Origin of the sequence: Rhodococcus sp. p52 (assembly GCF_000763325.2) — a bacterium.
In the GTDB taxonomy this organism is placed as follows: Bacteria; Actinomycetota; Actinomycetes; order Mycobacteriales; family Mycobacteriaceae; genus Rhodococcus; species Rhodococcus pyridinivorans.
In genome coordinates, this window is record NZ_CP016819.1 from 4,721,325 (window position 1) to 4,748,031 (window position 26,707).

27 protein-coding genes are annotated in these 26,707 nt (G+C 69.8%); 6 read left to right on the forward strand and 21 right to left on the reverse strand.

Annotated features, from left to right (window positions below; translation table 11 throughout):
* Positions 1-28 precede the first annotated feature (28 nt).
* The 9 genes from ahcY to IM25_RS21955 form a co-directional block, all read right to left on the reverse strand.
* Positions 29-1,498 carry an adenosylhomocysteinase gene (gene ahcY / locus IM25_RS21915; protein ID WP_019288500.1) on the reverse strand — a complete coding sequence of 490 codons (1,470 nt, stop codon included), beginning with the start codon at positions 1,496-1,498 and terminating at the stop codon, positions 29-31.
* Positions 1,499-1,624: 126 nt separating this feature from the next.
* A complete protein-coding gene (locus tag IM25_RS21920) occupies positions 1,625-2,230 on the reverse strand; it encodes a TetR/AcrR family transcriptional regulator (RefSeq protein ID WP_019288501.1) in 606 nt (201 codons plus the stop codon).
* 69 nt (positions 2,231-2,299) lie between these two features.
* Entirely contained in the window at positions 2,300-2,485 is a 186-nt protein-coding gene (locus tag IM25_RS21925; RefSeq protein WP_019288502.1) for a rubredoxin, read from the reverse strand.
* Positions 2,482-2,649, reverse strand: coding sequence for a rubredoxin (locus IM25_RS21930; protein ID WP_174247009.1), 168 nt, complete (start codon positions 2,647-2,649; stop codon positions 2,482-2,484). Before IM25_RS21930 ends, IM25_RS21925 begins: the two co-directional genes overlap by 4 nt.
* 2 nt (positions 2,650-2,651) lie before the next feature.
* Positions 2,652-3,896, reverse strand: coding sequence for an alkane 1-monooxygenase (locus tag IM25_RS21935; RefSeq protein WP_033097093.1), 1,245 nt, complete (start codon positions 3,894-3,896; stop codon positions 2,652-2,654).
* 210 nt (positions 3,897-4,106) lie between these two features.
* On the reverse strand, positions 4,107-5,384 hold the full coding sequence (gene manA / locus IM25_RS21940; protein ID WP_006550209.1) for a mannose-6-phosphate isomerase, class I: 1,278 nt from the start codon (positions 5,382-5,384) through the stop codon (positions 4,107-4,109).
* Entirely contained in the window at positions 5,384-6,469 is a 1,086-nt protein-coding gene (locus IM25_RS21945) for a hypothetical protein (RefSeq protein WP_033097092.1), read from the reverse strand. The genes manA and IM25_RS21945 overlap by 1 nt, the downstream gene beginning before the upstream one ends.
* Before the next feature lie 147 nt (positions 6,470-6,616).
* Entirely contained in the window at positions 6,617-7,987 is a 1,371-nt protein-coding gene (locus tag IM25_RS21950) for a phosphomannomutase/phosphoglucomutase (RefSeq protein WP_019288507.1), read from the reverse strand.
* Between the two features lie 76 nt (positions 7,988-8,063).
* Positions 8,064-8,459, reverse strand: a complete 396-nt coding sequence (locus IM25_RS21955; RefSeq protein ID WP_170318468.1) for a DUF3499 domain-containing protein — start codon at positions 8,457-8,459, stop codon at positions 8,064-8,066.
* An 87-nt stretch (positions 8,460-8,546) separates the two neighbouring features.
* Here IM25_RS21955 and IM25_RS21960 point away from each other — a divergent pair, with 87 nt between their 5' ends.
* Positions 8,547-9,041: a metallopeptidase family protein gene (locus IM25_RS21960; protein WP_033097091.1), complete on the forward strand. Its 495-nt coding sequence runs from the start codon at positions 8,547-8,549 to the stop codon at positions 9,039-9,041.
* A 123-nt stretch (positions 9,042-9,164) separates the two neighbouring features.
* On the opposite strand, the gene IM25_RS21965 is transcribed toward IM25_RS21960, so the two are convergent.
* A complete protein-coding gene (locus tag IM25_RS21965) occupies positions 9,165-9,431 on the reverse strand; it encodes a WhiB family transcriptional regulator (protein ID WP_167414258.1) in 267 nt (88 codons plus the stop codon).
* A gap of 334 nt (positions 9,432-9,765) precedes the next feature.
* Between IM25_RS21965 and cofD the strand changes: the two genes are divergently transcribed.
* The 3 genes from cofD to IM25_RS21980 are packed head-to-tail and all read left to right on the forward strand — an operon-like array spanning position 9,766 to position 12,679.
* Positions 9,766-10,755, forward strand: coding sequence for a 2-phospho-L-lactate transferase (gene cofD / locus IM25_RS21970; protein ID WP_072740421.1), 990 nt, complete (start codon positions 9,766-9,768; stop codon positions 10,753-10,755).
* On the forward strand, positions 10,755-12,122 hold the full coding sequence (locus tag IM25_RS21975) for a coenzyme F420-0:L-glutamate ligase (RefSeq protein ID WP_033097202.1): 1,368 nt from the start codon (positions 10,755-10,757) through the stop codon (positions 12,120-12,122). Before cofD ends, IM25_RS21975 begins: the two co-directional genes overlap by 1 nt.
* Positions 12,123-12,124: 2 nt before the next feature.
* Positions 12,125-12,679: an NUDIX hydrolase gene (locus IM25_RS21980; RefSeq protein WP_006550201.1), complete on the forward strand. Its 555-nt coding sequence runs from the start codon at positions 12,125-12,127 to the stop codon at positions 12,677-12,679.
* Positions 12,680-12,790: 111 nt separating this feature from the next.
* Here IM25_RS21980 and IM25_RS21985 read toward each other — a convergent pair whose 3' ends face one another.
* From IM25_RS21985 to rfbD, 4 genes are read right to left on the reverse strand one after another with little or no spacing between them, the layout of a single operon-like run.
* The gene (locus IM25_RS21985; RefSeq protein WP_033097090.1) at positions 12,791-13,555 is read right to left on the reverse strand and encodes an SGNH/GDSL hydrolase family protein; all 765 of its coding nucleotides are present in this window, start codon (positions 13,553-13,555) and stop codon (positions 12,791-12,793) included.
* 14 nt (positions 13,556-13,569) lie between these two features.
* Positions 13,570-14,655: a sugar phosphate nucleotidyltransferase gene (locus IM25_RS21990; RefSeq protein WP_006550199.1), complete on the reverse strand. Its 1,086-nt coding sequence runs from the start codon at positions 14,653-14,655 to the stop codon at positions 13,570-13,572.
* The gene (locus tag IM25_RS21995; RefSeq protein ID WP_052040046.1) at positions 14,645-15,571 is read right to left on the reverse strand and encodes a glycosyltransferase family 2 protein; all 927 of its coding nucleotides are present in this window, start codon (positions 15,569-15,571) and stop codon (positions 14,645-14,647) included. The genes IM25_RS21990 and IM25_RS21995 overlap by 11 nt, the downstream gene beginning before the upstream one ends.
* 59 nt (positions 15,572-15,630) lie before the next feature.
* Complete coding sequence (gene rfbD / locus IM25_RS22000; RefSeq protein ID WP_006550197.1) at positions 15,631-16,500, reverse strand: dTDP-4-dehydrorhamnose reductase; 870 nt, start codon at positions 16,498-16,500, stop codon at positions 15,631-15,633.
* 296 nt (positions 16,501-16,796) lie between these two features.
* On the opposite strand from rfbD, the gene IM25_RS22005 reads away from it, so the two are divergent.
* Together IM25_RS22005 and IM25_RS22010 are read left to right on the forward strand one after the other, a co-directional pair.
* Entirely contained in the window at positions 16,797-18,290 is a 1,494-nt protein-coding gene (locus IM25_RS22005) for an LCP family protein (RefSeq protein ID WP_065996411.1), read from the forward strand.
* Positions 18,291-18,341: 51 nt separating this feature from the next.
* Positions 18,342-19,052, forward strand: a complete 711-nt coding sequence (locus tag IM25_RS22010; RefSeq protein WP_006550195.1) for a TIGR03089 family protein — start codon at positions 18,342-18,344, stop codon at positions 19,050-19,052.
* On the opposite strand, the gene IM25_RS22015 is transcribed toward IM25_RS22010, so the two are convergent.
* The 7 genes from IM25_RS22015 to IM25_RS22045 form a co-directional block, all read right to left on the reverse strand.
* Positions 19,030-19,443, reverse strand: a complete 414-nt coding sequence (locus tag IM25_RS22015; RefSeq protein WP_228044581.1) for a hypothetical protein — start codon at positions 19,441-19,443, stop codon at positions 19,030-19,032. The two genes, IM25_RS22010 and IM25_RS22015, sit on opposite strands and share 23 nt — an antisense overlap.
* 194 nt (positions 19,444-19,637) lie before the next feature.
* Entirely contained in the window at positions 19,638-22,082 is a 2,445-nt protein-coding gene (locus IM25_RS22020) for an FtsX-like permease family protein (RefSeq protein ID WP_033097088.1), read from the reverse strand.
* Positions 22,079-22,864: an ABC transporter ATP-binding protein gene (locus IM25_RS22025; protein ID WP_019288512.1), complete on the reverse strand. Its 786-nt coding sequence runs from the start codon at positions 22,862-22,864 to the stop codon at positions 22,079-22,081. Before IM25_RS22025 ends, IM25_RS22020 begins: the two co-directional genes overlap by 4 nt.
* A 112-nt stretch (positions 22,865-22,976) precedes the next feature.
* Entirely contained in the window at positions 22,977-23,705 is a 729-nt protein-coding gene (locus IM25_RS22030) for a response regulator transcription factor (protein WP_019288513.1), read from the reverse strand.
* Position 23,706: 1 nt separating this feature from the next.
* Complete coding sequence (locus IM25_RS22035; RefSeq protein WP_019288514.1) at positions 23,707-24,897, reverse strand: sensor histidine kinase; 1,191 nt, start codon at positions 24,895-24,897, stop codon at positions 23,707-23,709.
* A gap of 12 nt (positions 24,898-24,909) precedes the next feature.
* On the reverse strand, positions 24,910-25,422 hold the full coding sequence (gene purE, locus IM25_RS22040; RefSeq protein ID WP_019288515.1) for a 5-(carboxyamino)imidazole ribonucleotide mutase: 513 nt from the start codon (positions 25,420-25,422) through the stop codon (positions 24,910-24,912).
* Positions 25,415-26,689: a 5-(carboxyamino)imidazole ribonucleotide synthase gene (locus IM25_RS22045; protein WP_033097087.1), complete on the reverse strand. Its 1,275-nt coding sequence runs from the start codon at positions 26,687-26,689 to the stop codon at positions 25,415-25,417. Before IM25_RS22045 ends, purE begins: the two co-directional genes overlap by 8 nt.
* Positions 26,690-26,707 lie beyond the last annotated feature (18 nt).

The window sequence follows — 26,707 nt, forward strand, 5'->3', positions numbered from 1 at the left end:
CCCTGTGATTCCCGTCGAATCAACGGGATCAGTACCGGTAGTGCTCGGGCTTGTACGGGCCCTCGACGTCGACACCGATGTACTCGGCCTGCTCCTTGGTCAGCTTCGTGATCTGTCCACCGAGCGCCTCGACGTGGATCTTCGCGACCTTCTCGTCGAGGTGCTTGGGCAGGCGGTAGACCTCGTTGTCGTACTCGTCGGGCTTGGTCCACAGCTCGATCTGGGCGATCACCTGGTTGGCGAACGAGTTGCTCATCACGAAGGAGGGGTGGCCCGTGGCGTTGCCCAGGTTGAGCAGGCGGCCCTCCGACAGGACGATGATCGAATGGCCGTCGGCGAAGGTGAACTCGTCGACCTGCGGCTTGATGTTGATCCGCGTGACGTCGGCGGCCCGCTCGAGGCCGGCCATGTCGATCTCGTTGTCGAAGTGGCCGATGTTGCCGAGGATGGCCTGGTGCTTCATCGCCTTCATGTGCTCGAAGGTGATGATGTCCTTGTTGCCGGTCGCAGTGATGACGATGTCGGCCTGGCCGATGAAGTCCTCGACCGTCACGACGTCGTAGCCGTCCATCATGGCCTGCAGGGCGTTGATCGGGTCGACCTCGGTGACCGAGACGCGTGCGCCCTGGCCGCGCAGGGCCTCGGCGCAGCCCTTGCCGACGTCGCCGTAGCCGCACACGAGCGCGGCCTTGCCGCCGATGAGGACGTCGGTGCCGCGGTTGATGCCGTCGAGCAGCGAGTGCCGGGTGCCGTACTTGTTGTCGAACTTGCTCTTGGTGACCGAGTCGTTGACGTTGATCGCGGGGAACGCGAGCTCGCCGGCTGCGGAGAGCTGGTACAGGCGCAGGACGCCCGTGGTGGTCTCCTCCGTGACGCCCTTGACGGACTCGGCGACGGTGGTCCACTTCTTCGAGTCGGCCGCGAGCGAGCGGCGCAGCAGCTCGAGGAAGACCTTGTACTCGGCGGAGTCCTGCTCCTCGTCGATCGGCGGGACGACGCCGGCCTTCTCGAACTGGGCGCCCTTGAGCACGAGCATCGTGGCGTCGCCGCCGTCGTCGAGGATCATGTTGGCGGGTTCGCCGGGCCAGGTGAGCATCTGCTCGGCCGCCCACCAGTACTCCTCGAGGGTCTCGCCCTTCCAGGCGAAGACCGGGACGCCCTTGGGCTCTTCGGGGGTGCCGTGCGGGCCGACGACGACGGCCGCGGCGGCGTGGTCCTGGGTGGAGAAGATGTTGCACGACGCCCAGCGCACCTGCGCGCCGAGGGAGACGAGCGTTTCGATGAGCACAGCGGTCTGGACCGTCATGTGCAGCGAGCCGGAGATCCGTGCGCCCTTCAGCGGCTGCACTTCCGCGTACTCGCGACGCAGCGCCATCAGGCCCGGCATCTCGTGTTCGGCGAGCCGGATCTCCTTGCGCCCGAACTCGGCGAGGGACAGATCGGCGACCTTGAAATCGAGACCGTTGACCCGGTCGGCTACGAGCGTGGTGTCAGACACGTGCAGATGCCTCTTCCTGTCGGCAGACGATGTTGGTTCCAGGCTATACAACCTGCGCAAGAAGAGGCCCGGCAGATCGTCCCCCGACGGGATCCGTCCGTCGCACCTCCGTACGGCGCCCGGGCGTCAACCGCGTACGGCGGCCCGTTCGACGAACGGCACGAGCAGATCGGCGAGGTCGGCGGCGACATCACGCCCCGAGGCCGGGGGCATCGAGACGAAGCTCAGCGCGACCCGCACGACAGCGCGCGCGAGGATCCCGGCGTCGGACTCGGACGCCGCGATCCAGCTGTGGTGGAAGGTCTCCGTGAGGCGACCCGCGCCCCGTTCGAGGATGGGGGCGGCGTCGGTCGTGATCAACCGCAGCAGGTCGGGTTTGGCCTCCCCGCTCAGCAGCGACTGCACCAGGGGGTCGGCGGCGGACGCCTCGAAGAAGAAGGTGAATCCGTCCACGAGCGCGGCCCGCGCGTCGCCGACGTGGGCGTACACCGAATCGGCCACGGCGTCGACGAACTCGTCGACCAGACGCAGCGCATAGCCCTGGGCGAGCCCCTGCCGGGAGGAGAACTCCTTGTACAGGGTCTGCCGGCTGATGCCGGCAGCCCGGGCGACGTCGCTCATGGTGACGGCCGACCAGTCGCGTTCGTGCAGCAGCTCGCGCATGGCGTCGAGGATCGTCGAGCGCAGCAGCACCCGACTTGCCTCGTGGAAGGGAACCCGCGCGTTCGACATGGTGGGAACGCTCTCACGCGCGGAAGTGCTCGTCAAAGCAAGGCGGGTCGTGATCCCCCGGGCAGCGGTTCACCGGCGGACGATCTCGACCATCTCGAAGTCGGCCTTGGCGGCGCCGCAGTCCGGGCACGACCAGTCGTCGGGGATGTCCTCCCACCGGGTGCCGGGTCCGATGCCCTCGTCGGGCCACCCTTCGGCCTCGTCGTATTCGAATCCGCAGACGAGACAACGGAACAGACGGTAGTCGGTACTCACGGGGTGTGCTCCTCGAAATCGGTCTTCTCCCGGACTCCGCAGTCGGGACACGGCCAGTCGTCGGGTACGTCGGACCACGGGGTGCCGGCCGGAAAGCCCTCGCGGGGAACGCCGGCGGTCTCGTCGTACACGAACTCGCAGACGGGACAGCGGTAGGACGCCACGATCATTTTCCTTCCGCGGCAGCGGGATCCGATGCTCCGTAGCGGGCCAGGATCTTCTCGCGTCGACGCGGTTCGATATTGACGCGGGTGATGTCGCCGTCGTAGTGGTCGAGCACGCGGTGGTCCATGACCTTGCGCCACAGCGGTGGGATGTAGGCGAGGGTGATCATCGTCGCGTAGCCCGCGGGCAGTTGCGGTGAGATCTCCATGCTGCGCAGGGTCTGGTAGCGCCGCGTGGGATTGGCGTGATGGTCGCTGTGCCGCTGCAGGTGGTACAGGAAGATGTTCGTCACCAGGTGGTCGCTGTTCCAGCTGTGCGCGGGCGAGCAGCGCTCGTAGCGTCCCTTCGCCGTCTTCTGCCGCAGCAGACCGTAGTGCTCGAGATAGTTCACGACCTCGAGCAACGAGAACCCGAAGACCGCCTGGATCACGAGATACGGCGCGATCGACAGACCGAAGACGCCGAGAAGCACCGCGTACAGCACGACGGAGATCGCCCACGCGTTGAGGACGTCGTTGTGCACGCTCCACACCGGCTTGTCGAGCCGCTCGAGGCGGGCTCGTTCGAGGCGCCACGCCGACCGCAGACTGCCGACGACGCTGCGGGGCAGGAATCGCCAGAAGCTCTCCCCGAACCGGGCCGAGGCCGGGTCCTCCGGGGTGGCGACCCGCACGTGGTGGCCGCGATTGTGCTCGATGTAGAAGTGCCCGTAGAACGACGGGGCGAGCGCCCACTTCGACAGTCGCCGTTCGAATTCGACCTTCTTGTGGCCGAGCTCGTGCGCCGTGTTGATACCGATGCCCGCGACCACGCCGACCGAGATCGCGAGTCCGATCTTCGACATCACGCCGAGCCCGCCGTCGATGCCGAGCCAGGACAGGTCGCCGGCCGACCAGAGGTAGCAGGCGAAGACCAGCGACGCGAACTGGAAGGGCAAGTAGAGGTAGGTGCAGTAGCGGTAGAAGCGGTCGTTCTCGAGTTGCTCGAACAACTCGTCGGGTGGATTCTCGCCGTCGGGGCCGACGAACAGGTCGAGCAGCGGGACGAGGACGTAGACCAGCAGGGGGCCTATCCACCACAGGACCGGGGTGACGCTCTGCAGACCGAGTTCGTTACCGCCCCACACCAGGGCGGCGGCGACGAACAGCGCCGTCGGGGGCACCAGCCCCAGAAGCCACAGATGGCGTTTCCGGTCGCGCCACTGAAGGTCGGGTCGATCCACCGAATCCGCGGATGCCGTACTCATGTCGGGTCTCCTTCATCACCGTTGATGGCGCCGGGCACGCCACCGCACGGTGACGCACACCACTCATATCTTGACTCTAGGCCACTGTTCGTCCTAGGTCTAGACATATAGCCGATTTTGTAAATCTCACGAAGATGCATCCGGAAACGACGAAGGCGAGCCCGTGCGGGCTCGCCTTCGGTTCGATTCCGTCCCTACCGGGACTCTGCTTCAGGACTCGTCGGTCGCCGATCCCGGTATCTCCCCGAGCCGGGCCCGGAAGACCTGGGTGTCCGCGGCACAACCGTGGACGGTCGGATTCCGGTCGCACGCCGACAACCACGCCGAGTCGCCGGGCCTCAGCGTCACCGACTCGCCGTCGCACTCGACGCGGGCATCGCCTGCGGTGCACAGCAGGATCTGTGGTCCGTCGGCACCGACCCCGAGGGCGTCGCCCGCGCCGAGATCGATGCGGGACAACGCGAACTCCGGTGCCGGGGTGCGGTAGCGGCGTTCGATCGGACTCTGCCCCGACCCGGTCTCCGCCGAGGCCTCCGGCACGGCTTCGAGAATCGGCACCGAGGCCGCACCGAAGTCGAGCACCCGCAGCAGTTCGGGCACGTCCACGTGCTTCGGGGTGAGACCACCGCGCAGCACGTTGTCGGAGTTCGCCATGACCTCGACACCCATGCCGTGCAGGTAGGCGTGCAGATTTCCCGCGTCGAGGTACAGGCCCTCGCCCGGCTGCAGGGTGATGCGGTTGAGCAGCAGCGAGGCGAGCACTCCGGCGTCGCCGGGATAGAAGTCCGCCAGCTGCAGGGCCGTGCGTACCTCCGGAACGAAATCGCGTTCGCCGTCCCGTCCGGCCGCGAGATAGGTGACGCAACCGTCGAGCACACGCGGCAGCAACGCTGCGAGAGCGGGCGGGGGCAACGTGATCCAGGTGGTGAACAGCGCCCGCAGACCGCTCGAATCGGGTTGGCCCGCGAGCAGTCCCACATAGGGGTCGAGTTCCGGCACGGCCAGCGCCTCGAACAGCTCCACGGTCCGTTTCGGGTCACGGAAGCCGGCCAGGGCCTCGAACCGGGTCAGCGCCACCACGAGTTCGGGCTTGTGGCTGGCGTCCTTGTAGTTGCGGACGGGCGAGTCGATCGGGATGCCGAGTGCTTCCTCACGAGCGAAGCCCTCGGCCGCCTGGCCGGCGCTGGGATGCGCCTGCAGCGACAGCGGCTCCTCCGCCGCCAGTAGCTTGAGCAGGAAGGGCAGGCGGGGACCGAACGCCCCCACCGTGCGATCACCGAGGTGTCGCTGCGGATCGGCCGACAACACGTCGAGCAGCGAGTGCTCGTCGCCGTCCGGATCCACCAGCCTGGCGGGATCGGCCGGGTGCGCACCGAGCCACAACTCGGCCTCGGGATGATGGGACGGCACATTGCGGCCACGCAGGGTGGCGATCGCGGTCCGCGATCCCCAGGCGTACGAGCGCACCGCACCTTCGAGTCGGTGCACTATCTCCCCCCTGCCAATCCGAGATATGCGGCCGCCATCTCTGTGCGGACGGTCAACACTGCCACCTGTTCCAGCACGGTCGGAACCGTGCTCGATTCGAATTCTCCGATCACGGACATCAATTCCACATCCGGAAGTGCCGCCGTCCTGCGCTGCGCCGCCGAGCGGTCGGGGTCGGTGCTGAGCACGAACACCCGTGCCGGTGCGATCGGCGCCGGTCCGTCCAGCTCCTCGTCGTGGAAGAACGGGTCGTAGTTCTCACCGCTCGCGGTGACCACATTCGTGAGCCGGTCGCGCGCGACCAGCACGTCGCTCAGTGCCGCAGCGCCGGCGACCACACCCGCCTCCTGGAGCAGGGCCTCCGACGCGTGCCGTGCGAGCACCGTCGTCGCGGCGGAGTCTCCCGCGAACGCCACGCGACGCGACTGCATGCGCACCGCGAGCGACTTTGCGGGATTGTGGAAGACCTCGTTCGCCGGATGATTGCGCGCCGCTTCCTCGTCGGCCGTGTCGGCGACCTCGGCGAGCGGCGGGACACCGGTGATCCGGACGGCGCGCTGCAACACGCCGAGCACCGCACAGAACACCGCGACGTGCCGGGCGAGCACGTACCGGGTCTGGACCCGGACGCGCGGCGGCAACAACATCGCGCGACCGGCCGAGACCGCCCGCACCGGACCTTCGTCGGGGGCGTCGACGACGACCTCAGCGCTGCGACGCAGTCCGGCGTCGATGCTGCGCGCCAGCTCTGGATCGCCGGCGTCGTTTCCCGAGACCACCACGACATCGAGCGCGCCGACCCACGGCGGTGTGGTCGGCGCGGAGATCAGCGGTACACCGGCCTGCCCACCGAACATCGCGACGACCAGTTCCGCGGCCGAGCGGGCGCGGGCGTCGGTGCCGACGAAGACCACACTGCGGGGGTGCATGTCGGTGAGCCGGCCGAGCAGACCTTCGTCGACCGCCGCGGCGACCGCGCGGATCTGGGCGCCGCCGAGGGCCGCGCTCCTGAGGATGCCGTCGACATCGGCGGCGAGAACACCGCCCGCATCGTCGAAGTCGAACAGCGGTGAGGGTGCCGTCACGACCGCATCACCTTCCTTCCGCCGCCGCGACCTCGGCGAGCCGGCTGACAGTGCCCGGTGGGGCCACCGACCCGAGATCGGTGCTCCGCCGAACCGACACCGGCACGACCTGTCCCGGCACTTCGATTATTCCCGTTGTCCCTCCGCCTACGCACGAACGACGGAAAGGATCTCCTTCACCAATGCCTCGACCTCACCGTCCGTGCGGGCCTCCACGTTGAGCCGCAGCAACGGCTCGGTGTTGGACGCACGCAGGTTGAACCATGCGTTGTCGGGCAGGTCGACGGTGACACCGTCGAGCCGGTCGATCGATACCGCGCGGTCCTCGAACGCCGCGACGACGGCCTCGGTGCGCTCGGCAGCATCGGCGACCGTCGAGTTGATCTCGCCCGACGCCGCGTACCGGTTGTAGGAGCTCATCAACTCGGAGAGCGGACCGTCCTGCGAGGCGAGTGCGGCGAGGACGTGCAGCGCCGCGAGCATGCCGGAGTCGGCACCCCAGAAGTCGCGGAAGTAGTAGTGCGCCGAGTGTTCCCCGCCGAAGACGGCACCGGTCTCGGCCATCTGCTGCTTGATGAACGAATGCCCGACCCGGGTGCGCACCGGCTTGCCGCCCTGCTCGGCGACGAGTTCGGGCACCACGCGCGAGGTGATGAGGTTGTGGATGATCGTCGAGCCGGGTTCCTTGGCGAGTTCGCGGGCGGCGACGAGCGCCGTGACCGCGGACGGGGTGACCGGCTCGCCGCGCTCGTCGACGACGAAGCAGCGGTCGGCGTCGCCGTCGAAGGCCAGGCCCACGTCGGCACCGGACTCGACGACCAGACGCTGGAGGTCGACGAGGTTGGCGGGGTCGAGGGGGTTGGCCTCGTGGTTCGGGAAGGTGCCGTCGAGTTCGAAGTACAGCGGCACGAGATCGACGGGCAGGGCACCGAAGACGGCGGGGACGGTGTGGCCTCCCATGCCGTTGCCGGCGTCGACCGCCACCTTCAGCGGACGCATCTCCGCGAGATCGACCAGGCCGCGGACGAACGAGGCGTAGTCCTCGAGGACGTCCTGCTCGGTGATGTTGCCGCGCTCGCCGTCGTAGGCGGGCACCCCCTCGACGAGGTCGGCGGAGATCTGCGCCAGACCGGTGTCCTGACCGACGGGCTTGGCACCGGCACGGCAGAGCTTGATGCCGTTGTACTTCGCGGGATTGTGGCTGGCCGTGAACATCGCGCCGGGTGCGTCGAGCAGGCCCGACGCGAAGTAGAGCTGGTCGGTGGATGCGAGGCCGATCAGCACCACGTCGAGTCCCTGGGCGGTGACCCCGTCGGCGAAGGCCTGCGAGAGCGAGGGGGACGAGGCGCGCATGTCGTGCCCGATCACCACACGGTCCGCGCTGCCCTCACTGCGCAACAGGCGTGCGAACGACGCTCCGACCTCGCGGACGAACTCTTCGTCGATCTGCTCTCCGACGACACCCCGTACGTCGTAGGCCTTGATGACTGCTGACACCGACTCGGCAGCTCTCGCCACTGTATTAGCTCCTGAACTCGACTCGTGCGATACCGTCCTCCGCGCCATCGCACTCGCTCAGCCTAGTGCGAACGGCTCAGGACGTGGGATCGGGAAGAACACGCAGGTGACCGCGTCGGCCGGTGCGTGCGGTGGGAGGCACGACGGCCCGTTGGGGTTGCTCGGCGTCGTCGTCGCTCGCGTCGGAACGGGAACGCTCCCCCAGGCCGGCCTCGCGTACGGCCTCGGCGAGGGCGGTCAGATCGTCCTCGTCGGGGGTGGCCGACGAGAACGCTCCCTCGTATCGGACGAGTTCCCAGCCCTTGGGTGCCGTGATGCGCGAACCGTGCATCTCGCAGAGATCCCACGAGTGCGGTTCCGCGACGGTCGCCAGGGGACCGACAACGGCAGTGGAGTCCGAGTACACGTAGGTCAGCGTCGCAACAGCAGGGTTCTTGCACCCAGGCCGGCAGCATCGACGCAGTGTTCTCACGACTGGGAGCGTAGCGCGCCGGACGCGCCAGGACTATTCGGACACACCGAAAGGGTGGAGCGATTTTCGTGTCGTAGTGTCCATGGCATGGTCCGCGCACGACGTTCCCGCCCTGTGTCGTCCCGTGCCGTGGCACGCCGCGGCAGGGGAATCCGCGGTCCCCTGTTCCCGCAGAGCCTGCCGGCGTGGAAGACACGCGCAGAGAAATTCGACCTGCTCGTATTGGGGGCGTTCGCGCCGATCGACGCGCGCTGGCACGACCGCCTCACCAAGCTCGACATTGCCGTCGACGAGGTCCCGAAGATCCGGGCACGCGACCCCGACTCGGTCAACTGGCCGGACGAGGTGGTTGCCGACGGGCCGGTGCCGCTGTCCCGGCTCGTGCCGGCGGGGATCGATCGACGAGGCGCTGCCACCCGGGCGCGGATCGTGTTGTTTCGCCGACCTCTCGAGGTGCGCGCGAAGGATCCGGACGATCTGACGGATCTGGTGCACGACGTCCTCGTGCACCAGGTGGCCACCTATCTCGGTGTCGAACCGGAAGTGGTGGATCCGACACTCGACGAGGACGACGAGGACTGAGAAACGTTCCGGATACATGACGAAGGCCGGGTTGCTCGTCCCCCACGGCCGCAACCCGGCCTTCGTCATCCGATTCGGTGTTTCACTCGGTCCCGCACTCCCCGTACCGGGCCGAACTCCTCGTCAGACTATTCCGCGCTTGAGGCGACGGCGTTCCCTCTCGGAGAGCCCGCCCCAGATACCGAACCGCTCGTCGTGAGCGAGAGCGTATTCGAGACATTCGTCCCGGACCTCACACCCCATGCAGATGCGCTTGGCCTCTCTGGTGGAGCCACCCTTCTCGGGGAAGAATGCCTCCGGATCGGTCTGCGCACAGAGCGCACGCTCCTGCCACTGCTCCTCGCCGTCCGCTGGGTCACCGAATCCCGAGATCAAACTCAGGACGGGCACCCCGACGTCCGGGTAGTCACAGACAGCCTCGACTGCAGTATCGCTTCGAGTGAGCTCGAAGCTGTCGCGCTCGCCGGCCATTGTCCCTCCTCACCTGCAGCGCCGAATCATGACCGGGGATCAACCCGCTGCCATCCTTCGAATACTCGTTCGAATGCGGGTTCACCGCAAGGGATCTCGAATTCGATTATCGAATGACATGTATGTGATTAGACACTTCGGGTGTGTCGCGGTCAAGCGGAGCGGCGTTGTTCACATATCATCGGCCGCTTTGCCGAAACGCGTTTCGGACGGTGCGCGACCGGGTAGGCGACGCACCGCTTAGGCTTGGGCCGTGAATGTGACTGTATTGGTCGGAGGTGTCGGTGGGGCGCGTTTTCTCTCAGGTTTGCGCCGGCTTCTCGATATTTCTCCGGGCGTGGAGCCGAATCCGGACGCGGCACACCGCATCACCGCGATCGTCAACGTCGGCGACGACGTGTGGATGCACGGCCTGAGGATCTGTCCGGATCTCGACACCTGCATGTACACCCTCGGCGGTGGGATCGACACCGAACGCGGCTGGGGCCGCGCCGGTGAGACCTGGAACGCCAAGGAGGAACTCGCCGCCTACGGGGCGATCCCCGACTGGTTCGGTCTCGGCGACCGCGACATCGCCACCCACCTCATCCGGACGCAGATGCTGCGGACCGGCTATCCGCTCTCCGCGATCACCGAAGCACTGTGCACGCGGTGGAAGCCGGGTGTGACCCTGCTGCCGGTCTCCGACGACCGCAGCGAGACCCACGTCGTCATCACCGATCCCGAGGACGGTGAACAGCGGGCCGTGCACTTCGAGGAATGGTGGGTCCGCCACCGCGCCCAGGTGCCCACCCACAGCTTCGCCCACATCGGCGCAGAAGAGGCAGAGCCCGCTCCCGGTGTGCTCGAGGCGATCGAGAACGCCGACGCCGTCGTCCTGGCCCCGTCGAACCCCGTCGTGAGCGTCGGAGCGATCCTCGCGATCCCCGGTATCCGTGGGGCGCTGCGCACCACGTCGGCGAAGGTCGTCGGCCTGTCCCCCGTCATCGACGGCAAGCCCCTGCGCGGCATGGCCGATGCGTGCCTGGACGTCATCGGAGTGGAGACCACCGCCGAGGCGGTCGGCCGGTACTACGGCGCCCGCTCGGGCACAGGCATTCTCGACGGCTGGCTCGTGCACTCGACCGACAACGCCGAGGTGCCAGGCGTCGAGGTCCGATCCGTTCCCCTGCTCATGACCGACACCGACGCGACGGCCGAGATGGCCCGCGCCGCCCTCGACCTCGCCGGAGTGACCCTGTGATGCCGGACGCCGTCGCCGACCCTGCAGTGCGCGACCACGCGCCGGGCGGCCCGATCGAGATCCTGCCCGTCGCCGGGCTTCCCGAATTCCGGCCCGGCGACGACCTGGCCGCAGCCGTCGCGCAGGCCGCACCGTGGCTGGCCGACGGGGACGTCCTCGTCGTCACCAGCAAAGTGGTCTCGAAGGTCGAGGGACGGATCGTGGCCGCGCCCACCGATCCCGACGCCCGCGACGCGCTCCGCCGGCGCCTGGTGAACCAGGAAGCGGTGCGCGTGCTGGCACGCAAGGGCCGCACCCTCATCACCGAGAACAAGCTCGGCATCGTGCAGGCAGCCTCCGGCATCGACGGATCCAATGTCGACAGCGCCGAACTCGCGCTGCTGCCCGAGAACCCCGATGCGAGCGCAGCGGCGCTCCGCGAACGGATCGGTGCGCTGCTCGGCGTCCGGGTCGCCGTGGTGGTCACCGACACCATGGGCCGCGCCTGGCGCAACGGCCAGACCGACGCCGCGATCGGCTCGTCCGGGCTTCCAGTCCTGCACGGCTACGCCGGCTCCCACGACTCGCAGGGCAACGAACTGCAGGTGACGTCCGTGGCGGTCGCCGACGAGATCGCCGCCGCAGGCGATCTGGTCAAGGGCAAGCTCGGCGGTGTGCCCGTCGCCGTGGTGCGCGGACTCGACCTGCCCGACGACGGATCCACCGCCCGCGCCCTGATCCGCAGCGGCGAGGACGACCTGTTCTGGCTCGGCACCGAGGAGGCTCTCGAACGCGGTCGGCGCGAGGCGCTGCTGCTGCGCCGGTCGGTGCGGCAGTTCGCCTCCGAGCCCGTCGATCCCGAGGATCTGCGCGAGGCGGTCGCCGAGGCCCTCACCGCACCCGCACCTCATCACACCCGTCCGGTCCGGTTCGTGTGGGTGCGCACCGAGCAGGTGCGCCGCCGGCTCCTCGACCGCATGCGCGACAGGTGGGCCGAGGATCTCCACGGCGACGGACTCGACCCGGTGGCCGTCGAACGCCGGATCTCCCGCGGCGCGATCCTCTACGACGCACCCGAGGTGATCGTCCCCTTCTGGGTGCCCGACGGCGCACACCACTATCCGGATGCCCGTCGCACCGCGGCCGAGGCGACGATGTTCACCGTCGCCGCCGGCGCCGCGGTGCAGGGCCTGCTCGTGTCCCTGGCCACCCGCGGGCTCGGCAGCTGCTGGATCGGTTCGACGATCTTCGCGCCCGAGGTGGTCCGCGAGGAACTCGGTCTTCCTGCCGAGTGGTCGCCGCTCGGGGCGGTCGCCGTCGGTTACCCGCTCACCGAACCGGAACCGCGCGAACCCGCGGACCCGGGCGACGCCCTCGTGGAGCTGTAGTCGTGTCGGCGCGTTCCCTGCACGCCTCGGCGATCGACCGGCTCACCGCCTGGCGCACCGACTCGGAAGACGCCGAATCGCTGCGGCATACGATGCTGGCGTTCCTCGATTCGGCGCCCGACGGGTGCCTGCGCGAACACGTGCCCGGCCACATCACGGCGTCGTCGATCGTGCTCGACGCCGACCACCGCAACGTGTTGCTCACCCTGCATCCGCGGGTGGGGCGGTGGATCCAGCTCGGCGGTCACTGCGAGCCGTCGGACGACACGGTCGTCGACGCGGCCCTGCGCGAGGCCACCGAGGAATCCGGCATCGCCGATCTGGTGATCGATCCGGAACTGCTGTCGGCGCACACGCATCCGATCACGTGCTCCCTCGGCGTGCCCACCCGTCACCTCGACCTGCGGTTCCTGGTGACCGCACCCGTCGGTGCCCGGCCGGTGCGCAGCGACGAATCCACCGACCTGCAGTGGTGGCCCGTCGACGCGCTTCCGCCGGAGGCCGAGCACGAGACCATCGCGCACATGGTCCGGCTCGCCGCGGCCCGACGGGCCTGAGACGACGCGGCCCGACGGGCCTGAGACGACGCGGCCCGACGGGCCTGAGACGACCACGCTCGTCCCGGTGGGTTGCCGGGACGAGCGTGAGGTCGGAACCGGGCCGTGAGGTCAGAACCGGACAGGGCCGAGGTCGGGGTATTTCGGGGTGATGCCGTCGCCGGAGGATACTCCGCGCAGCCGCCGGCCCACCCAGGGGACGAGGAACTCGCGCATCCACGCGCGGTCCGCGGCGCGTTCCTGGGCCCGTGTGAGGACGGGTGCCTCGTCGAACTCCACCGGTCCGAGACCGTGTGCGACGCCCAGCAGATCGAGCACGCGGATCGCCATGTTGTGGTGGCCGGCCGCGGACATATGCAGCCGGTCGAAGTCCCACATGCGCAGATCGCGGTACTCGTCGAACCGCCAGAAGTCGACGATGGTCGCCCCGTGTCGATCGGCGATCGCCCGGACGAGTTCGTTGTACACGGCCCAGCGGCCGCGCAGCATCCCGAAGACCGGCGCCCAGCTGCCGTCGTAGGCCGTCCACATCAGGATGCGGGCGCCGGTCGCGGCGAGCTTGCCGATCGCCTCGTCGTATTCCGCCGCAAGCGTGTCGAGGTCGAGCTTCGGACGCATGAGGTCGTTGCCGCCGGCATAGATCGTCACGAGATCGGGACGCATCGCCACGGCGGTCTCGAGCTGCTCGTCGATGATCGGTCGCAGCAACCGGCCCCGGATGGCGAGGTTCGCGTACGCGAAGCTCTCCGAGTGCCGCGCCAGCTCACCGGCGACGAGATCGGCCCAACCGCGCAGCCCGTTGGCACGCGCCGGATCCGGGTCGCCGACTCCCTCGGTGAACGAATCACCGAGGGCCACGTATCTTTCGAAACCCACTTCGACCTCTCGACTCACACGTCGGTACTGAACCGGATACCGCCGTCGGGGATCTTCACTCCCGGCCACACCCGGGCACCGCGCAGCAGCTCGCATCGCGCACCGATATCGGCGCCGTCACCGATCACACCGTCGCGGATCAAGGCCCGCGGACCGACCCGTACACCGAAACCGATGATGCTCCGTTCGACCACCGCACCGGCCTCGACCCGCGCACCGTCGAAGATCACCGCGCCGTCCAGGCGGGCACCCGCACCGATCTCGGCGCCGCGACCGACGACCGTGCCCCCGATGAGCAGGGCGCCCGGGGCCACGGAGGCACCCGGATGCACGAGCGACTCGCCGCGCTGCGGCGGGAGCGCCGGCGACGGGGCGATACCGCGGACCAGATCGGCCGAGCCGCGGACGAAATCCTCCGGGGTTCCCATGTCGCGCCAATAGGCCGCGTCGACGTGCCCGAACACCTTCTTGCCCTCGGTCAGCAGCGCCGGGAACACCTCGCGCTCCACCGACACCGGACGGCCTTCGGGGATCTGCTCGATGATCTCGCGGCGGAAGACGTAGCAACCGGCGTTGATCTGATCGGTCGGCGGATCCTGAGTCTTCTCGAGGAAGGCGGTCACCCGGCCGTCCTCGTCGGTCGGCACACAGCCGAAGGCACGCGGATCGCTCACCCGCACCAGGTGCAGGGTCACGTCCGCCTCGGTCCGCACGTGGGTGTCGAGCACCGCACCGAGATCGGTGCCACCGAGCACGTCGCCGTTGAAGACCATCACGTTGTCGGCGCGCAACCTCGGCAGCACGTTGCGGATACCGCCGCCGGTGCCGAGCGGCTCGGTCTCGGTGACGTACTCGATCTCGAGACCGAAGTCGGAACCGTCGGCGAAGTGCTGCTCGAAGACCTCGGCCTTGAACGAGGTGCCGAGGACGACGTGTTTGATGCCTGCCTCACGGATCCGCGCGAGCAGATGGGTGAGGAAAGGCACCCCCGCGGTGGGCAGCATCGGCTTGGGTGCCGACAGCGTCAACGGGCGTAGCCGCGTGCCCTGTCCGCCGACCAGAATCACCGCATCGGTGTGCGGTGCCGACTCACTCGTCATCGTCTCCCCTGTTCACTGTCGTGCCGACCCGAATGTTCCGGTCGGTCCTCCCGTTCCGACGCTCCCGCACGGCCGCTGCGACCGCCACTCGCGATCGCACCGCGAGCCCGGCCCGCAGAGCCCACCGCAGCGGTGCCTGCCACCCGTGGGGGTGACGGTCCGCCTGGAAGCGGTAGGCACTCTCATGATGTGCCGGAAGCATCAGTTCGGGGTGCCGTCCGGCCGCGTGGCCCTTGGCGTGCGTGACCACCGCGGACGGCACGTACACGTTGAGCCAGCCCGCTCGTCCGAGCCGGTCGCCCAGGTCCACGTCCTCCATGTACATGAAGTACCGCGAATCGAAGCCGTCGATCGAATCGAAGGCCGCTCGCCGTAGCAGCAGGCACGATCCGGACAGCCAGCCCACGGGGCGTTCGCTGATCTCCTCGCTCTCCTGCCGGTAGCGACGCGTCCACGGATTGGCCGGCCAGACGGTGCCGAGCAGCGCGTGACCGGCACCGGAGGCGAGGGTGGGGACGGTGCGTGCCGAGGGGTAGACGCTTCCGTCGGGTTCGTGGATCAGCGGCCCGAGCGAGCCGGCTCGCGGCCAGCGACGCGCCGCCTCGAGCAGTTCGTCGATCGAACCGGGGTGCCACCGGACGTCCGGGTTCGCGACGATCACGAACTCCGCGGACGGGTCGATCTCGGCGACCGCGCGATTGATCGCCCCGCCGTATCCGATGTTTCCCCCGGTCCGGAGCAGTCGCACGTTCTCGTGTGCCGCCTCGGCGGCCTCGGGAGCACCGTCGATCGAACCGTTGTCGGCCAGGATCACCTGCGTCGGCAGAACGGTCGCGGAGGTGAGCGAGGTGAGAAAGTTCTCGAGGTGCTCACCGGGCGAATAGGTCACCGTCACCACGGCCAGCGTCGAATCCACGCCGGTCACCTTAGCGACCTCGACAGTGTGCGACACCTCACGGGCCGTTTCCTCACACGTCATCGCGCGGGCGGCACGGTTCCGCTACCGGCGATCGCCTCGTGCAGTGCCTCCCGCCACGGACGGAAGCGCGTCAGGCCGGCACCGATCCAGGCACTGTCGTCGAGCACCGAATAGGCCGGCCGCGGCGCGGGGCGGACGAACTCGTCGCTGCCACAGGGTTGCACCCGCTCCGGGTCGGCGCCGATCTCCTCGAAGACCGCCCGGGCGAGGTCGAACCACGTCGCTTCTCCGGCGTTCGTGGCATGCAGAATCCCACCGGGGATCCGGTCACCGTGCTCGGCGAGTTCGATCAGTCCGTCGGCCAGGTCGCGCGCGTAGGTGGGGCAACCGCGTTGGTCGTCGACGACGCGCAGGGTCTCCCGCTCGCCTTCGAGCCGCCGCATGGTCGCGACGAAGTCGTTGCCGTCGCCGGTGTACACCCAGGCGGTGCGCACGACGTGCGCGGTGGGAAGCACCTCCAGCACCGCCCGTTCACCGGCGAGTTTGGTGCGGCCGTAGGCCGTGCGCGGGCCGGTCGGCGCGTCCACGCAGTAGGGCTCGGTCGCGTCGCCGGCGAAGACGTAGTCGGTGGAGACATGGACGAGACGGGCACCTTTGTCGGCACAGACGGCGGCCAACACGCCCGGGCCCGTGCCGTTCACCACAGCGGCCCGGTCCTCGTCGGTCTCGGCCGCGTCGACGGCGGTGTACGCGGCGGCGTTGATCACCACGGATCCCGGTTCGACCGCGGCGGCCACGGCCTGCGGATCGGTGATGTCCACCTCGGACGATCCGACACCGCGGATCGGTATCCCCGCCGCGGTGCCGCGGTTCACGAGATGACGGCCGAGCTGGCCACGGGCTCCGGTGACGAGAACGCTACGCACTCGGAGAAGTCTGGCACGCCGGAGTGGTGCGCGCCGGGCGAGCGTCCCCACCAGTAGCCTTCAACCGAGAGCTACATCCACAGACCCCGTACCACCCACAGGAGGAGTACCAGGTGCCGCCAGAGCCGCGTCGCCGCACCGGCCGACGTCCCGCCCCCACGGGACGTCGCACCCGCGCGGGCGATCCGACAGCTGCCGACGGCAGGTACGGGTCGGATCCCGGTCCCCGGCAGTCCCGGCGTTCCGCGCGTCGCGAGCCCCCCTCACACAGCCCCGGAGCACCGGCGGAGGCACGGGTGTACAGCGGAAGGCCGTGGCAGATCGCCGTCGCGATCGCGGCGTGCCTCGTGCTGGTCGTCACCGGTGCGGCGTGGCGCAGCGTCGACGCGCTGCAGTCGTCGCTGGCCTCGGTCCGCGGCCTGGCCCTCGGCGACGGCGAGGACGGCGCCGTCGACATCCTGCTGGTGGGCACGGACAGCCGCACCGACGCGCACGGCAATCCTCTCTCCCAGCGCGAGCTCGACGCGTTGCGCGCCGGCGAAGAAGTAGCGAACAACACCGACACGATCATCCTGATCCGCGTGCCGAACGACGGCCGGTCGGCCACTGCGATGTCGATCCCCCGCGACACCTACGTCGAGGTGCCCGAGATCGGGATGTCGAAGATCAACGCGGCCTACGGCGCCACGAAGGCGAACCGGCGCGCCGAGCTCGTCGAAGCGGACGCCGACGCGACCGAGGCCGAACTCGAGAAGGAATCGACCCAGGCAGGCCGGGAGGCGCTCATCGAGTCGGTCGCCGACCTGACGGGTGTGACGGTGGACCACTACGCCGAGGTCGGACTCCTCGGCTTCGTGCTGCTCACCGACGCCGTCGGCGGTGTCGAGGTGTGCCTGAACGCACCGGTCGACGAGCCACTGTCGGGTGCCCGTTTCGATGCCGGTGAGCAGACCCTGCAGGGTTCGGACGCACTGAGCTTCGTCCGCCAGCGTCACGACCTGCCGCGCGGCGATCTCGACCGGATCGTGCGGCAGCAGGTGTTCATGGCGTCGCTGGCACAGAAGGTGCTCAGCGCCAAGACGTTGTCCAACCCGTCGAAGGTGAGTCAGCTGACCGCCGCAGTGCAGCGCTCGGTGGTGCTCGACTCCGATTGGGACATCATGGCGCTCGCGACGCAGTTGCAGGGCCTCGCCGGTGGCGACGTGACCTTCTCGACGATCCCGGTGCAGGACATCAACGCGATGACCGACTACGGCGAGTCGGTCGTGCAGGTCGATCCGGACGAGGTGCGCTCCTTCGTCGCCGAGTTGATCGGCCGCGAACCGGACGGCAGCGAGACCACCTCGACCCCGGTGCCCGCTCCCGACATCGACGCGTCGACCGTTACGGTCGACGTCGCGAACGCCGGATCCGTGTCCGGCCTGGCCTCCCAGGTCTCCACGGCTCTGTCCGAGGAGGGCTACGTCGAGGGCGAGGTGGGCAACTACACCGGTTCCGGTGTGGGCACGTCGACGGTCTTCGGTGCCGACGAGGACTCCGACGAGACCCGCGCGGTGGCCGCGGCGCTCGGTGGTCTCGCCACCGAGTCCGATCCCTCGCTCCCGGCCGGCACCGTGCGGGTCGTGCTCGCCGGCGACTACACCGGCCCCGGCTCGTCGTCGTACTCCGGTTCGTCCACCGCCGCATCCGCCTCCGACATCGGCGTGAGCCCGGCCGGTGGCACCGCCCCCCCGGCTCCCGCCGCACCGCCCATCGATGCGGGCTCCGACGGCCCGCGCTGCGTGAACTGACACCTGTGTGAACCGACAGTCGCGCGAACAGAATCCGAGAAGAAGGACATCGTGACCACCCTGACCGACGCACTGCTCGACCCGATCCTCGCCGAAGATCCGGCGGGTCCGCGGATCACCTGGTACGACGACGCGACCGGCGCGCGGATCGAACTGTCGGCGCTCACCCTCGCCAACTGGGCTGCCAAGACGGCCAATATGATTCGCGACCAGTTCGGAGTCCTTCCGGGAGGTCGGGTGGCGGTGCTGCTTCCCGCCCACTGGCAGAGCGCCGCGGTCCTGCTGGGCGTGTGGTGGGCAGGGGCCGAGGTCGTCCTCGACGCCGACCCGGATGCCGATCTCGCTCTCGTCACCCCCGACCGGTTGGACGAGGTCGACACGGTTGCCGAGGTCGCGGCGTTGTCGCTCGACGCCTTCGGTGCCCCCGTGCGCGACCTGCCGCCAGGGATCACGGACTATGCGACGGACGTGCGGATGCACGGCGACCAGTTCCGATCCTCCGGTGCGGGCGACGCGGTGCTCGCCGGACGTTCGCAGTCGGACGTGCTCGCTGCCGCCACGGAGTCGGCGTCGGCGGCGGGTATCGGCAGCGGCGACCGCGTGTTGTCGTCCCGGTCCTGGTCGCAGCCCGACGCTCTCGTCGCCGGACTGCTCGCGGTGCTCGCGGCCCGGGCGTCGCTGGTACAGGTGAGCAATCCCGACCCGGAGGCCACCGAACGCCGCGTCGCGAGCGAGAAGATCACGGTTCGTCTGGACGGGTGATCCCGCGCTCCGCGCGGTAGCCGCCATCGGCGAGTCCCGCCTCGATCTCGAACCTGTTGCGGGACCCCGGGTTGCGGAGTTCCTCCCACAGATAACGCACCGCGAAGCCGATGCCGTAACGGGCCCACTGGTCCGCGTGCACGGATTCGTGGCGCAGCAGCGCCCGCGTCGGTGGCCTACGGGTGAGGAAGACACCGCCGACGGTGGTGCCGCCGCGCGCGAAGCCACCGCGCATACCGCTGCAGACGAACAAGCCGAACTCGTCGTCGAAGGACACCGAGCCGCCCCAGGCCCTGCCCCACACCGTCGCGAGCGCGGTGACGAACCGCACCGACGGGACCCCGCGCGACACCCGTATCGCCCTGGCACGCTTCCGGTCCCGTCCCGACACGGCTCGAGCCTACGCCGACTCGATCGGTCCGATCCTCTGCCGACTTCGTCGGCCTGATTCTCTGCCGACTTCGTCGGCCTAGTTCTCGGCCGGTCGTCTCGAACCGCCGATTCGACGACGAACGCCCCCGAGCCGCGGAAGGACTCGGGCGCGTTCCGGTCGACGGGGAGCACCGTCGGGAGGAGGACCGACCGTCACCCCGCCATCGCCGCGACCGGCGACACCCGGCTCGCGCGCTGGGCGGGGACGAGCGAGGCGACGACGCCCGCCACACCGCCCACCAGGACGATCGCCGCGAGCTGCCACCACGGCACCGAACCTGGTGCGATGTGGCCCGGGCCGATTACCGAGGCCGTGCCGGCCGCCCCGAGCAGCAGGCCGAGCACCACGCCGAGCAGCGACGCCACGCCGGCTATGATCGACGCCTCCCGCACGAGCAGACTCCGCACACCGGCCCGCGAGAGACCCACCGAGCGCAGCATCGCGGTCTCCCGTCGCCGCTCGAGCACGGACAACGCCATCGTGTTGCCCACGCCGATCAGGGCGATCACCACGGCCACGGACAGCAGCCCGCCGACGATCAGCAGCATCGTGTCGAGGATCTTCTCGAGCATCTGCCGCATCTGCACCGCACCGACCACCTCGCTGCCCGGAACCTCGGCCGCGGCGACCCGAGACAGGTCGTCGGAAACGGCGACGAGGTCCTCGTCCGACATTCCTCGATCGAGTTTCAGCCACACGGTGTCCGCCGTGACGGGGCCGGCGACGGCGGTCAGGTCGCTCCACTCGATCATGTCGGGCATCCCCGGCTCGGTCGTGGCGACGGTCAGCTCGCGGGTGCCCACCGGGCCGCCGACGGTGATGACGGCTCCGTCGTCCACGCCCACCGACCTCGCCAGAGAGCGTTCGAGCACGATCGTCCCGGCCTCGGGCAGGCGCACGTCGGTCCGGACGGTCGAGGCCATCGCCGCGGGATCGACGCCGAGGACCGACGCCTCCGTGCCGCCGATCGTGAGGTCGACCGCCGCGAGTTCGGCGCCGCTGCTCACCCGGTCGACCGCCGTCAGCCGCTCGGTCACCTCCGGTGCGAGCCCGTCGCGTTCGGGCGCGGTCACGGCCATGTCGACGGGGAACTGCTCGTCGATCACGTCCGGCGCCCCAGCCTCGAGCGTGCCGATCCCCACGACGAGGGTCGAGGTCAACGTCACGCCGATGAACAGCGCGGTGGCCGTCGACGCGGTGCGGCGCGGATTGCGCCGGGCGTTGCCGGCGGCGAGCACCGCGAGCGGGCCACCGGCACGGGCGAGCACGTCCCCCACCGCACCGACCGCGGCGGGCACGAGACGGCGGGAGGCGAGCACCACACCGACGAACAGCAGCAGTCCACCAGGGCACGCGACGAGCACGTTCGCCATGACGACCCCGAGACCGAGCAGGGCCGTGCCCCCGACGATCGCCAGCGCGGCACAGATGCGGCGCACCCACGAATCGCGCACCGGTTCGGGGCGGGTCTCGAGGGGCTGCAGGGCCGCGAGCGCCCGCACGCGGGTCGCCGCCCGCGCGGCACCGTTCGCGGCGACCACCGTCATGCCCGTTCCCACGATCAGACCCGCGATCACCGTGGTGGCCGTCACCGAGACCGACGTGAGCGGGATCGGGGCGTCCACGGCCCGCGCCGCGGACACCACGGCCGCGGCGAGTCCGGACCCGCCGAGCACGCCGAGGACGGCCGCGACGAGGCCGACGACGAACGCCTCGCCGCGGACACTGCGGCGGACCTGGGTGGACGTCACGCCCACGCAGCGCATCAGGGCCAGTTCGCGGGTGCGCGCGGCGAGCAGGACGGAGAAGGTGTTGGCGATGACCAGGCCGGCCACGACCACCGAGATCGCCGCGAAGCACAACAGGACGTTGCGCAGCAGGGCGACGTCCCCGACGTAGTCGTCGGCGACCGCCGTGGCGCGATCGGCACCCGGCACGACGTCGACGCCCGGCACCGGCGCGAGTGCCGCTCGCACGGCGTCGGCGTCACCGACTGCACGGACCTCCCAGTCCGTCGTGTCCCCGGACCACGACCGCACCTGCGCGGCGTCGCCGAAGACCGATCCCGGGCTCAGGGCGAGCGGTGATCCGTCGAGATCGACGACACCGACGACCTCCACGGTGGTCGGGGGGACGGAACCCGTCGGGCCGGCGACGGTGATCTCGTCACCGATCGCCCGGCCGGACGACGAGCCGACGGCGACCTCAGCCGGGTTCGACGGCCAGCGTCCGTCCCCGAGCTGCTGCCACCGCAGGGCGCCCTCGGGTGCGATGCTCGTCGCGGTGCCGTTCGAGGACGACCCGTCGGCTCCGATCAGCCGGACGGGACCGCTGACGTCGAGCGCCGCCGCCTCGACGCCCGGTGTCGTAGCGACCAGCGTGAGCACCTCGTCGGGTGCGACAGTGGAGTCGGCGGGAAGAGCGACTGCCGCGACCCCCTCATACCGGGCCGCCGTGGATTTCGAGACCGACGCACTCACCGTGTCGCCGAGCACGAGGGTGGTGACGACGAACGCGACCGCGACGAAGACCGCCAGCACGGACGCGACGTACCGCCCCCGATGGGCGCGGGCCTGGGCCAGGACGAGATGCCTCATCGGACCGGCACCACCGTTCGGGAGGTGCGCAGGTCGCGCATCGCATCGATCACCGAATCCGCTGTGGGTTGCGCGATCTCACCGGCGAGCCGGCCGTCGGCGAGCAGCACCACCCGATCGGAGTAGGAGGCCGCGACCGGATCGTGCGTCACCATCACCACGGTCTGACCGGTCTCCCGCACGCTCGACCGGAGCATCGAGAGCACCTCCCCGCCGGACTGCGAGTCGAGGTTTCCGGTGGGTTCGTCGGCGAAGATCACGTCGGGCTGCGGCAGGAGCGCCCGCGCGACGGCGACGCGTTGCTGCTGACCGCCGGACATCTCGTGGGGAAGGTGGTCGAGCCGGTCGGTCAGACCGAGCCGGCCGGTCACCTCGTCGAACCACTCGGGCGTCGGGCGCGAGCCGGCCAGCCGCATCGGCAGCAGGATGTTGTCGCGGGCGGTGAGCACGGGCAGCAGATTGAACGCTTGGAAGACGAATCCGATGCGGTCGCGGCGCAGTTCGGTGAGCACCGCATCGGGGGCGGTGCTGATCTCGACGTCGGCGCGGCGGCCGTCGCCGTGGAGGATCACGCGCCCGGAATCGACACCGTCGAGACCGGCGAGGGTGTGCATGAGTGTCGACTTGCCGGATCCGGACGGTCCCATGATCGCGGTGAAGCGTCCCCGCGCGAAGGCGACGGACACCCCGTCGAGGGCACGCACCTCGGCGTCGCCGCGCCCGTAGACGCGGGCGACCCCCTGAGCCGAACATGCCGGTACGAAAGAGCTGATCGAAGTCATGCTTCGACGCTAGAAACGATGCGGCGCACGCACATCGACCCGCGAGTCGATCTTCGCCGCCCCGGTGTCCTACCCCGGGAGGACCGGTCGTCTCCGGGATGGCACCACGGTCCTACTCCTCCGAGCCGAGCAGATCGTCGGGATGCACGAGACCGGCGCGGAAGGCGAACAGCACCGCCTGCACGCGGTCGCGCGATCCCGTCTTCGCCAGCACCCGGCCCACGTGGGTCTTGACGGTCGTCTCGGAGAGCACGAACCGCTCGGCGATCTCCCCGTTGGTCAGGCCGTGTGCCATCGCGACGAGCACCTCGAGTTCGCGTGGAGTCAGATCCTCGGGCACCGCGACCGGCACCGCGCGCCGCTCCGCACCGTCGAGCAACGGCGAGACATGGTGCAGCAGTGAGCGGGTGGCGCGCGGGGCCATCACGGCGTCACCGCGGTGCACCGTCCGTACCGCGGCCAGCAGGTCCTCGGGCGGCGCGTCCTTGAGCAGGAAGCCGCTCGCACCGGCGGCGATCGCCTGGACGATGTAGTCGTCGTTGTCGAAGGTTGTGAGCACCACGACCTTCGGCGCGTCGGCCGAGCGCAGCAACGACCGCGTCGCCGAGATCCCGTCGACCCGCGGCATCTGCACGTCCATCAGCACGACGTCGGCGCGGACCCGTTCGAGTTCGGCGACGGCGGCCTCGCCGTCGGACGCCTCGACGACGACCTCGATGTCCGGCTGCGATTCGAGCACCATGCGGAAACCGGCGCGCACGAGTTGCTGGTCGTCGACGAGCCCGATACGGATGGTCGTGTCGGATCGGGTGTCGCGGGCGGGTTCGGTCACGGACGCCACCCTAGGGGGAGACCGCCGGTGCGGGCAGTTCGGCACGGACCCGGTAGCCGCCACCGTCTCTCGGACCGGCCGCCGCGCGACCGCCGTGCAGCCGGGCCCGCTCCTCGATACCGGTCAGCCCCTGCCCACCCGGGCGGGCCTCGACGAGCGCCGCCGCTCCCCTGCCGTCGTCGACGATCTCGACGACGAGCGTGTCGGGCCGCCAGTCGAGACGGACGTGGGTGCGGGCGCGGGGACCCGCGTGCTTGAGGACATTGGTGAGCGATTCCTGCACGATCCGGTAAACCGACAGCCCCAGTCCCTCGGGCACCTCGCGGCTCTGCCCGTCGACCGAGAACTCGACCTCGAGCCCGCTCGTGCGCATCTGCTCGACGAGCGCCGGCACGTCGCCGACGCCTGGTGTGGTGGTGAACTCGCGCGGCGTGTCCTCACGGAGCACCGACAGCAACCCGCGCATGTCGGTCAACGCGCGACGCCCGGTCTCGGCGATGGTGGTCAACGCCCCTGCGGCCGCCTCCGGGTTCGTCGCGGCGGCGTAGCGACCACCGTCGGCCTGCGCGATGATCGCCGTGAGCGAGTGCGCGACGATGTCGTGCATCTCCCGGGCGATGCGGGTGCGCTCCTGGGTGGCGGCCAGTTCGGCCTCCTTGAGGCGTTCGAGTTCGAGCAACCGGTTGCGCTCGGTGAGCGAATCCATCTCGCGCAAACGCAACCCGCGGACCCGCCCGAACGCCCACACACCAGCGAGGAAGACCGCGACGAAGGTGGCCGTCACGAACGCTTCGAGCGCGGTGCGGCCGTCGTAGCCGAAATAGAGCACTCCGGCGAGTGCGCCCCCAACCACCGCGACGGGCAGCGCGGTGTTGGCGGCCCACCGCGGAGCGTAGGCGGCGAGCGCGTACACCGCGATCGGTACCGCGATCGCCGCGATCGGCAGGACCTCCGGCAGGACGAGCAGGTGCGCGTAGGCGGCGAGCGCGACGAGCGAACCCGCCACCACCGGGCGGGTCCTGCGCCAGGCCAGCGGCAGCGTGAGCGCGAGGGTGACGAACAGACCCGCCACCGATCGCGCGTCCGCCACGTGCAGGGCGACCCCGAACAGCGCGAGCACCGCGGCCAACGCCCCGTCGATCACTCCGGTGTGCCCGCGGGCCCACCGGTTCCAGCGTTCGAGCAGCGGGGTCGTCTGCACGGCGACGCTCCGTCAGCCGAGCAGCTTCTGCCGCAGCGCCTCGTCCTTCTCGAGCACCATCTGCTCGAGCCCCGCCTGGAACTTCTCCATCTGCTCGCGCAGCGCCGGATCGGAGGCACCGAGGATGCGCGCGGCGAGCAGCCCCGCGTTGCGGGCGCCGCCGATCGAGACGGTGGCGACGGGGACACCGGCGGGCATCTGCACGATCGACAGGAGCGAGTCCATACCGTCGAGGTACTTCAGCGGCACCGGAACGCCGATCACCGGCAGCGGGGTCGCCGAGGCGACCATGCCGGGTAGGTGGGCGGCGCCGCCGGCGCCCGCGATGATGACCTTGATCCCGCGGCCGGCGGCGTCCTTGGCGTAGTCGAGCATCCGCTGCGGCGTGCGGTGCGCCGAGACGACACCCACCTCGAAGCGGATCCCGAACTCGACCAGCGCCTCGGCCGCGGCCTGCATGGTCGGCCAGTCCGAGTCGCTGCCCATGATCAGGCCGACCTGTGCACCCTGTGCCACGTCACTCACCGATTTCTCCCGTGTGTTCGTTCCAACCGTCGGTCCACACCGCGTGCGAGAGCCAGTGCGCCGCGCGTTCCGCGCGTTCGCGCACGGCGGCGACGTACTCGGGATCGTCGATCGACCCGGACGGCGCGCCGAGCACGTTGACGTGGCCGATCTTGCGGTCCTTGCGCTCACCCTTGCCGTAGAGGTGCACGTGCACGTCGGGCATCCGGGCGAACAGGTGGTGCAGTCGCTCGTCCATGCTCATCGCCGGCGCCTCGGGCGCGCCGAGCACGTTCGCCATCACCGTCACCGGCGCGATCGGGCTCGTGTCGCCGAGCGGGTAGTCGAGCACGGCGCGCAGGTGCTGTTCGAACTGGCCGGTGCGGGCACCGTCCATGCCCCAGTGACCGGAGTTGTGCGGACGCATCGCCAGTTCGTTGACGATCAGCTCACCGGAGCGCGTCTCGAACAGCTCGACCGCCATGACACCGACGACGCCGAGCTCACCGGCGATGCGCAGCGCGAGCTGCTCGGCGGCGGTGGCGACGTCCTCGGGCAGGTTCGGGGCGGGGGCGATGACGACGGCGCACTGGCCGTCGCGCTGGACGGTCTCGACGACCGGCCACGACGCGCCCTGGCCGAACGGGGACCGCGCGACCATCGCCGACAGCTCGCGCGTCCACTCGACCTTCTCCTCGGCGAGGAGCGGGACACCGGCAGCGAGCTGGTCGGCGACGACCCGCTCGAGTTCGGCGTGGTCGTCGAGAATCCACACGCCACGGCCGTCGTAGCCACCGCGTGCGGCCTTGAGCACGTACGGATCGCCGAGCGCGTCGAGGGCGGCGCGGGCATCCTCGACGGAGGTGATCTCCGCGAACTTCGGCATCGGTGCGCCGAGCTCACCGAGCCGCTTGCGCATCGCGATCTTGTCCTGGGCGTAGATCAGGGCCTGCGGGGGCGGCAGCACCGCGACGCCTTCGCGCTGCAGGACCTCGAGATGTTCGGTCGGGACACCCTCGTGATCGAAGGTCAGCGCGTGCGCGCCGGTCGCGGCGCGGCGGAGGGCGTCGAGGTCGTCATGGCTGCCGAGCACCACATTCGGGCTGACCTGCGCGGCGGGTTCGTCGGCGCTCCCGGCGAGCACGCGGAGCGTCTGGCCGAGCGCGATCGCCGCCTGATGGGTCATCCGCGCGAGCTGTCCACCACCGATCATCGTGACGACCGGCATGCCCGTCGTCAGGGTGCGGGGCGTATCGGATCTGGGGGACGATTCAGGTCTGCCTGTCACGGCTGTCCATGGTGTCAC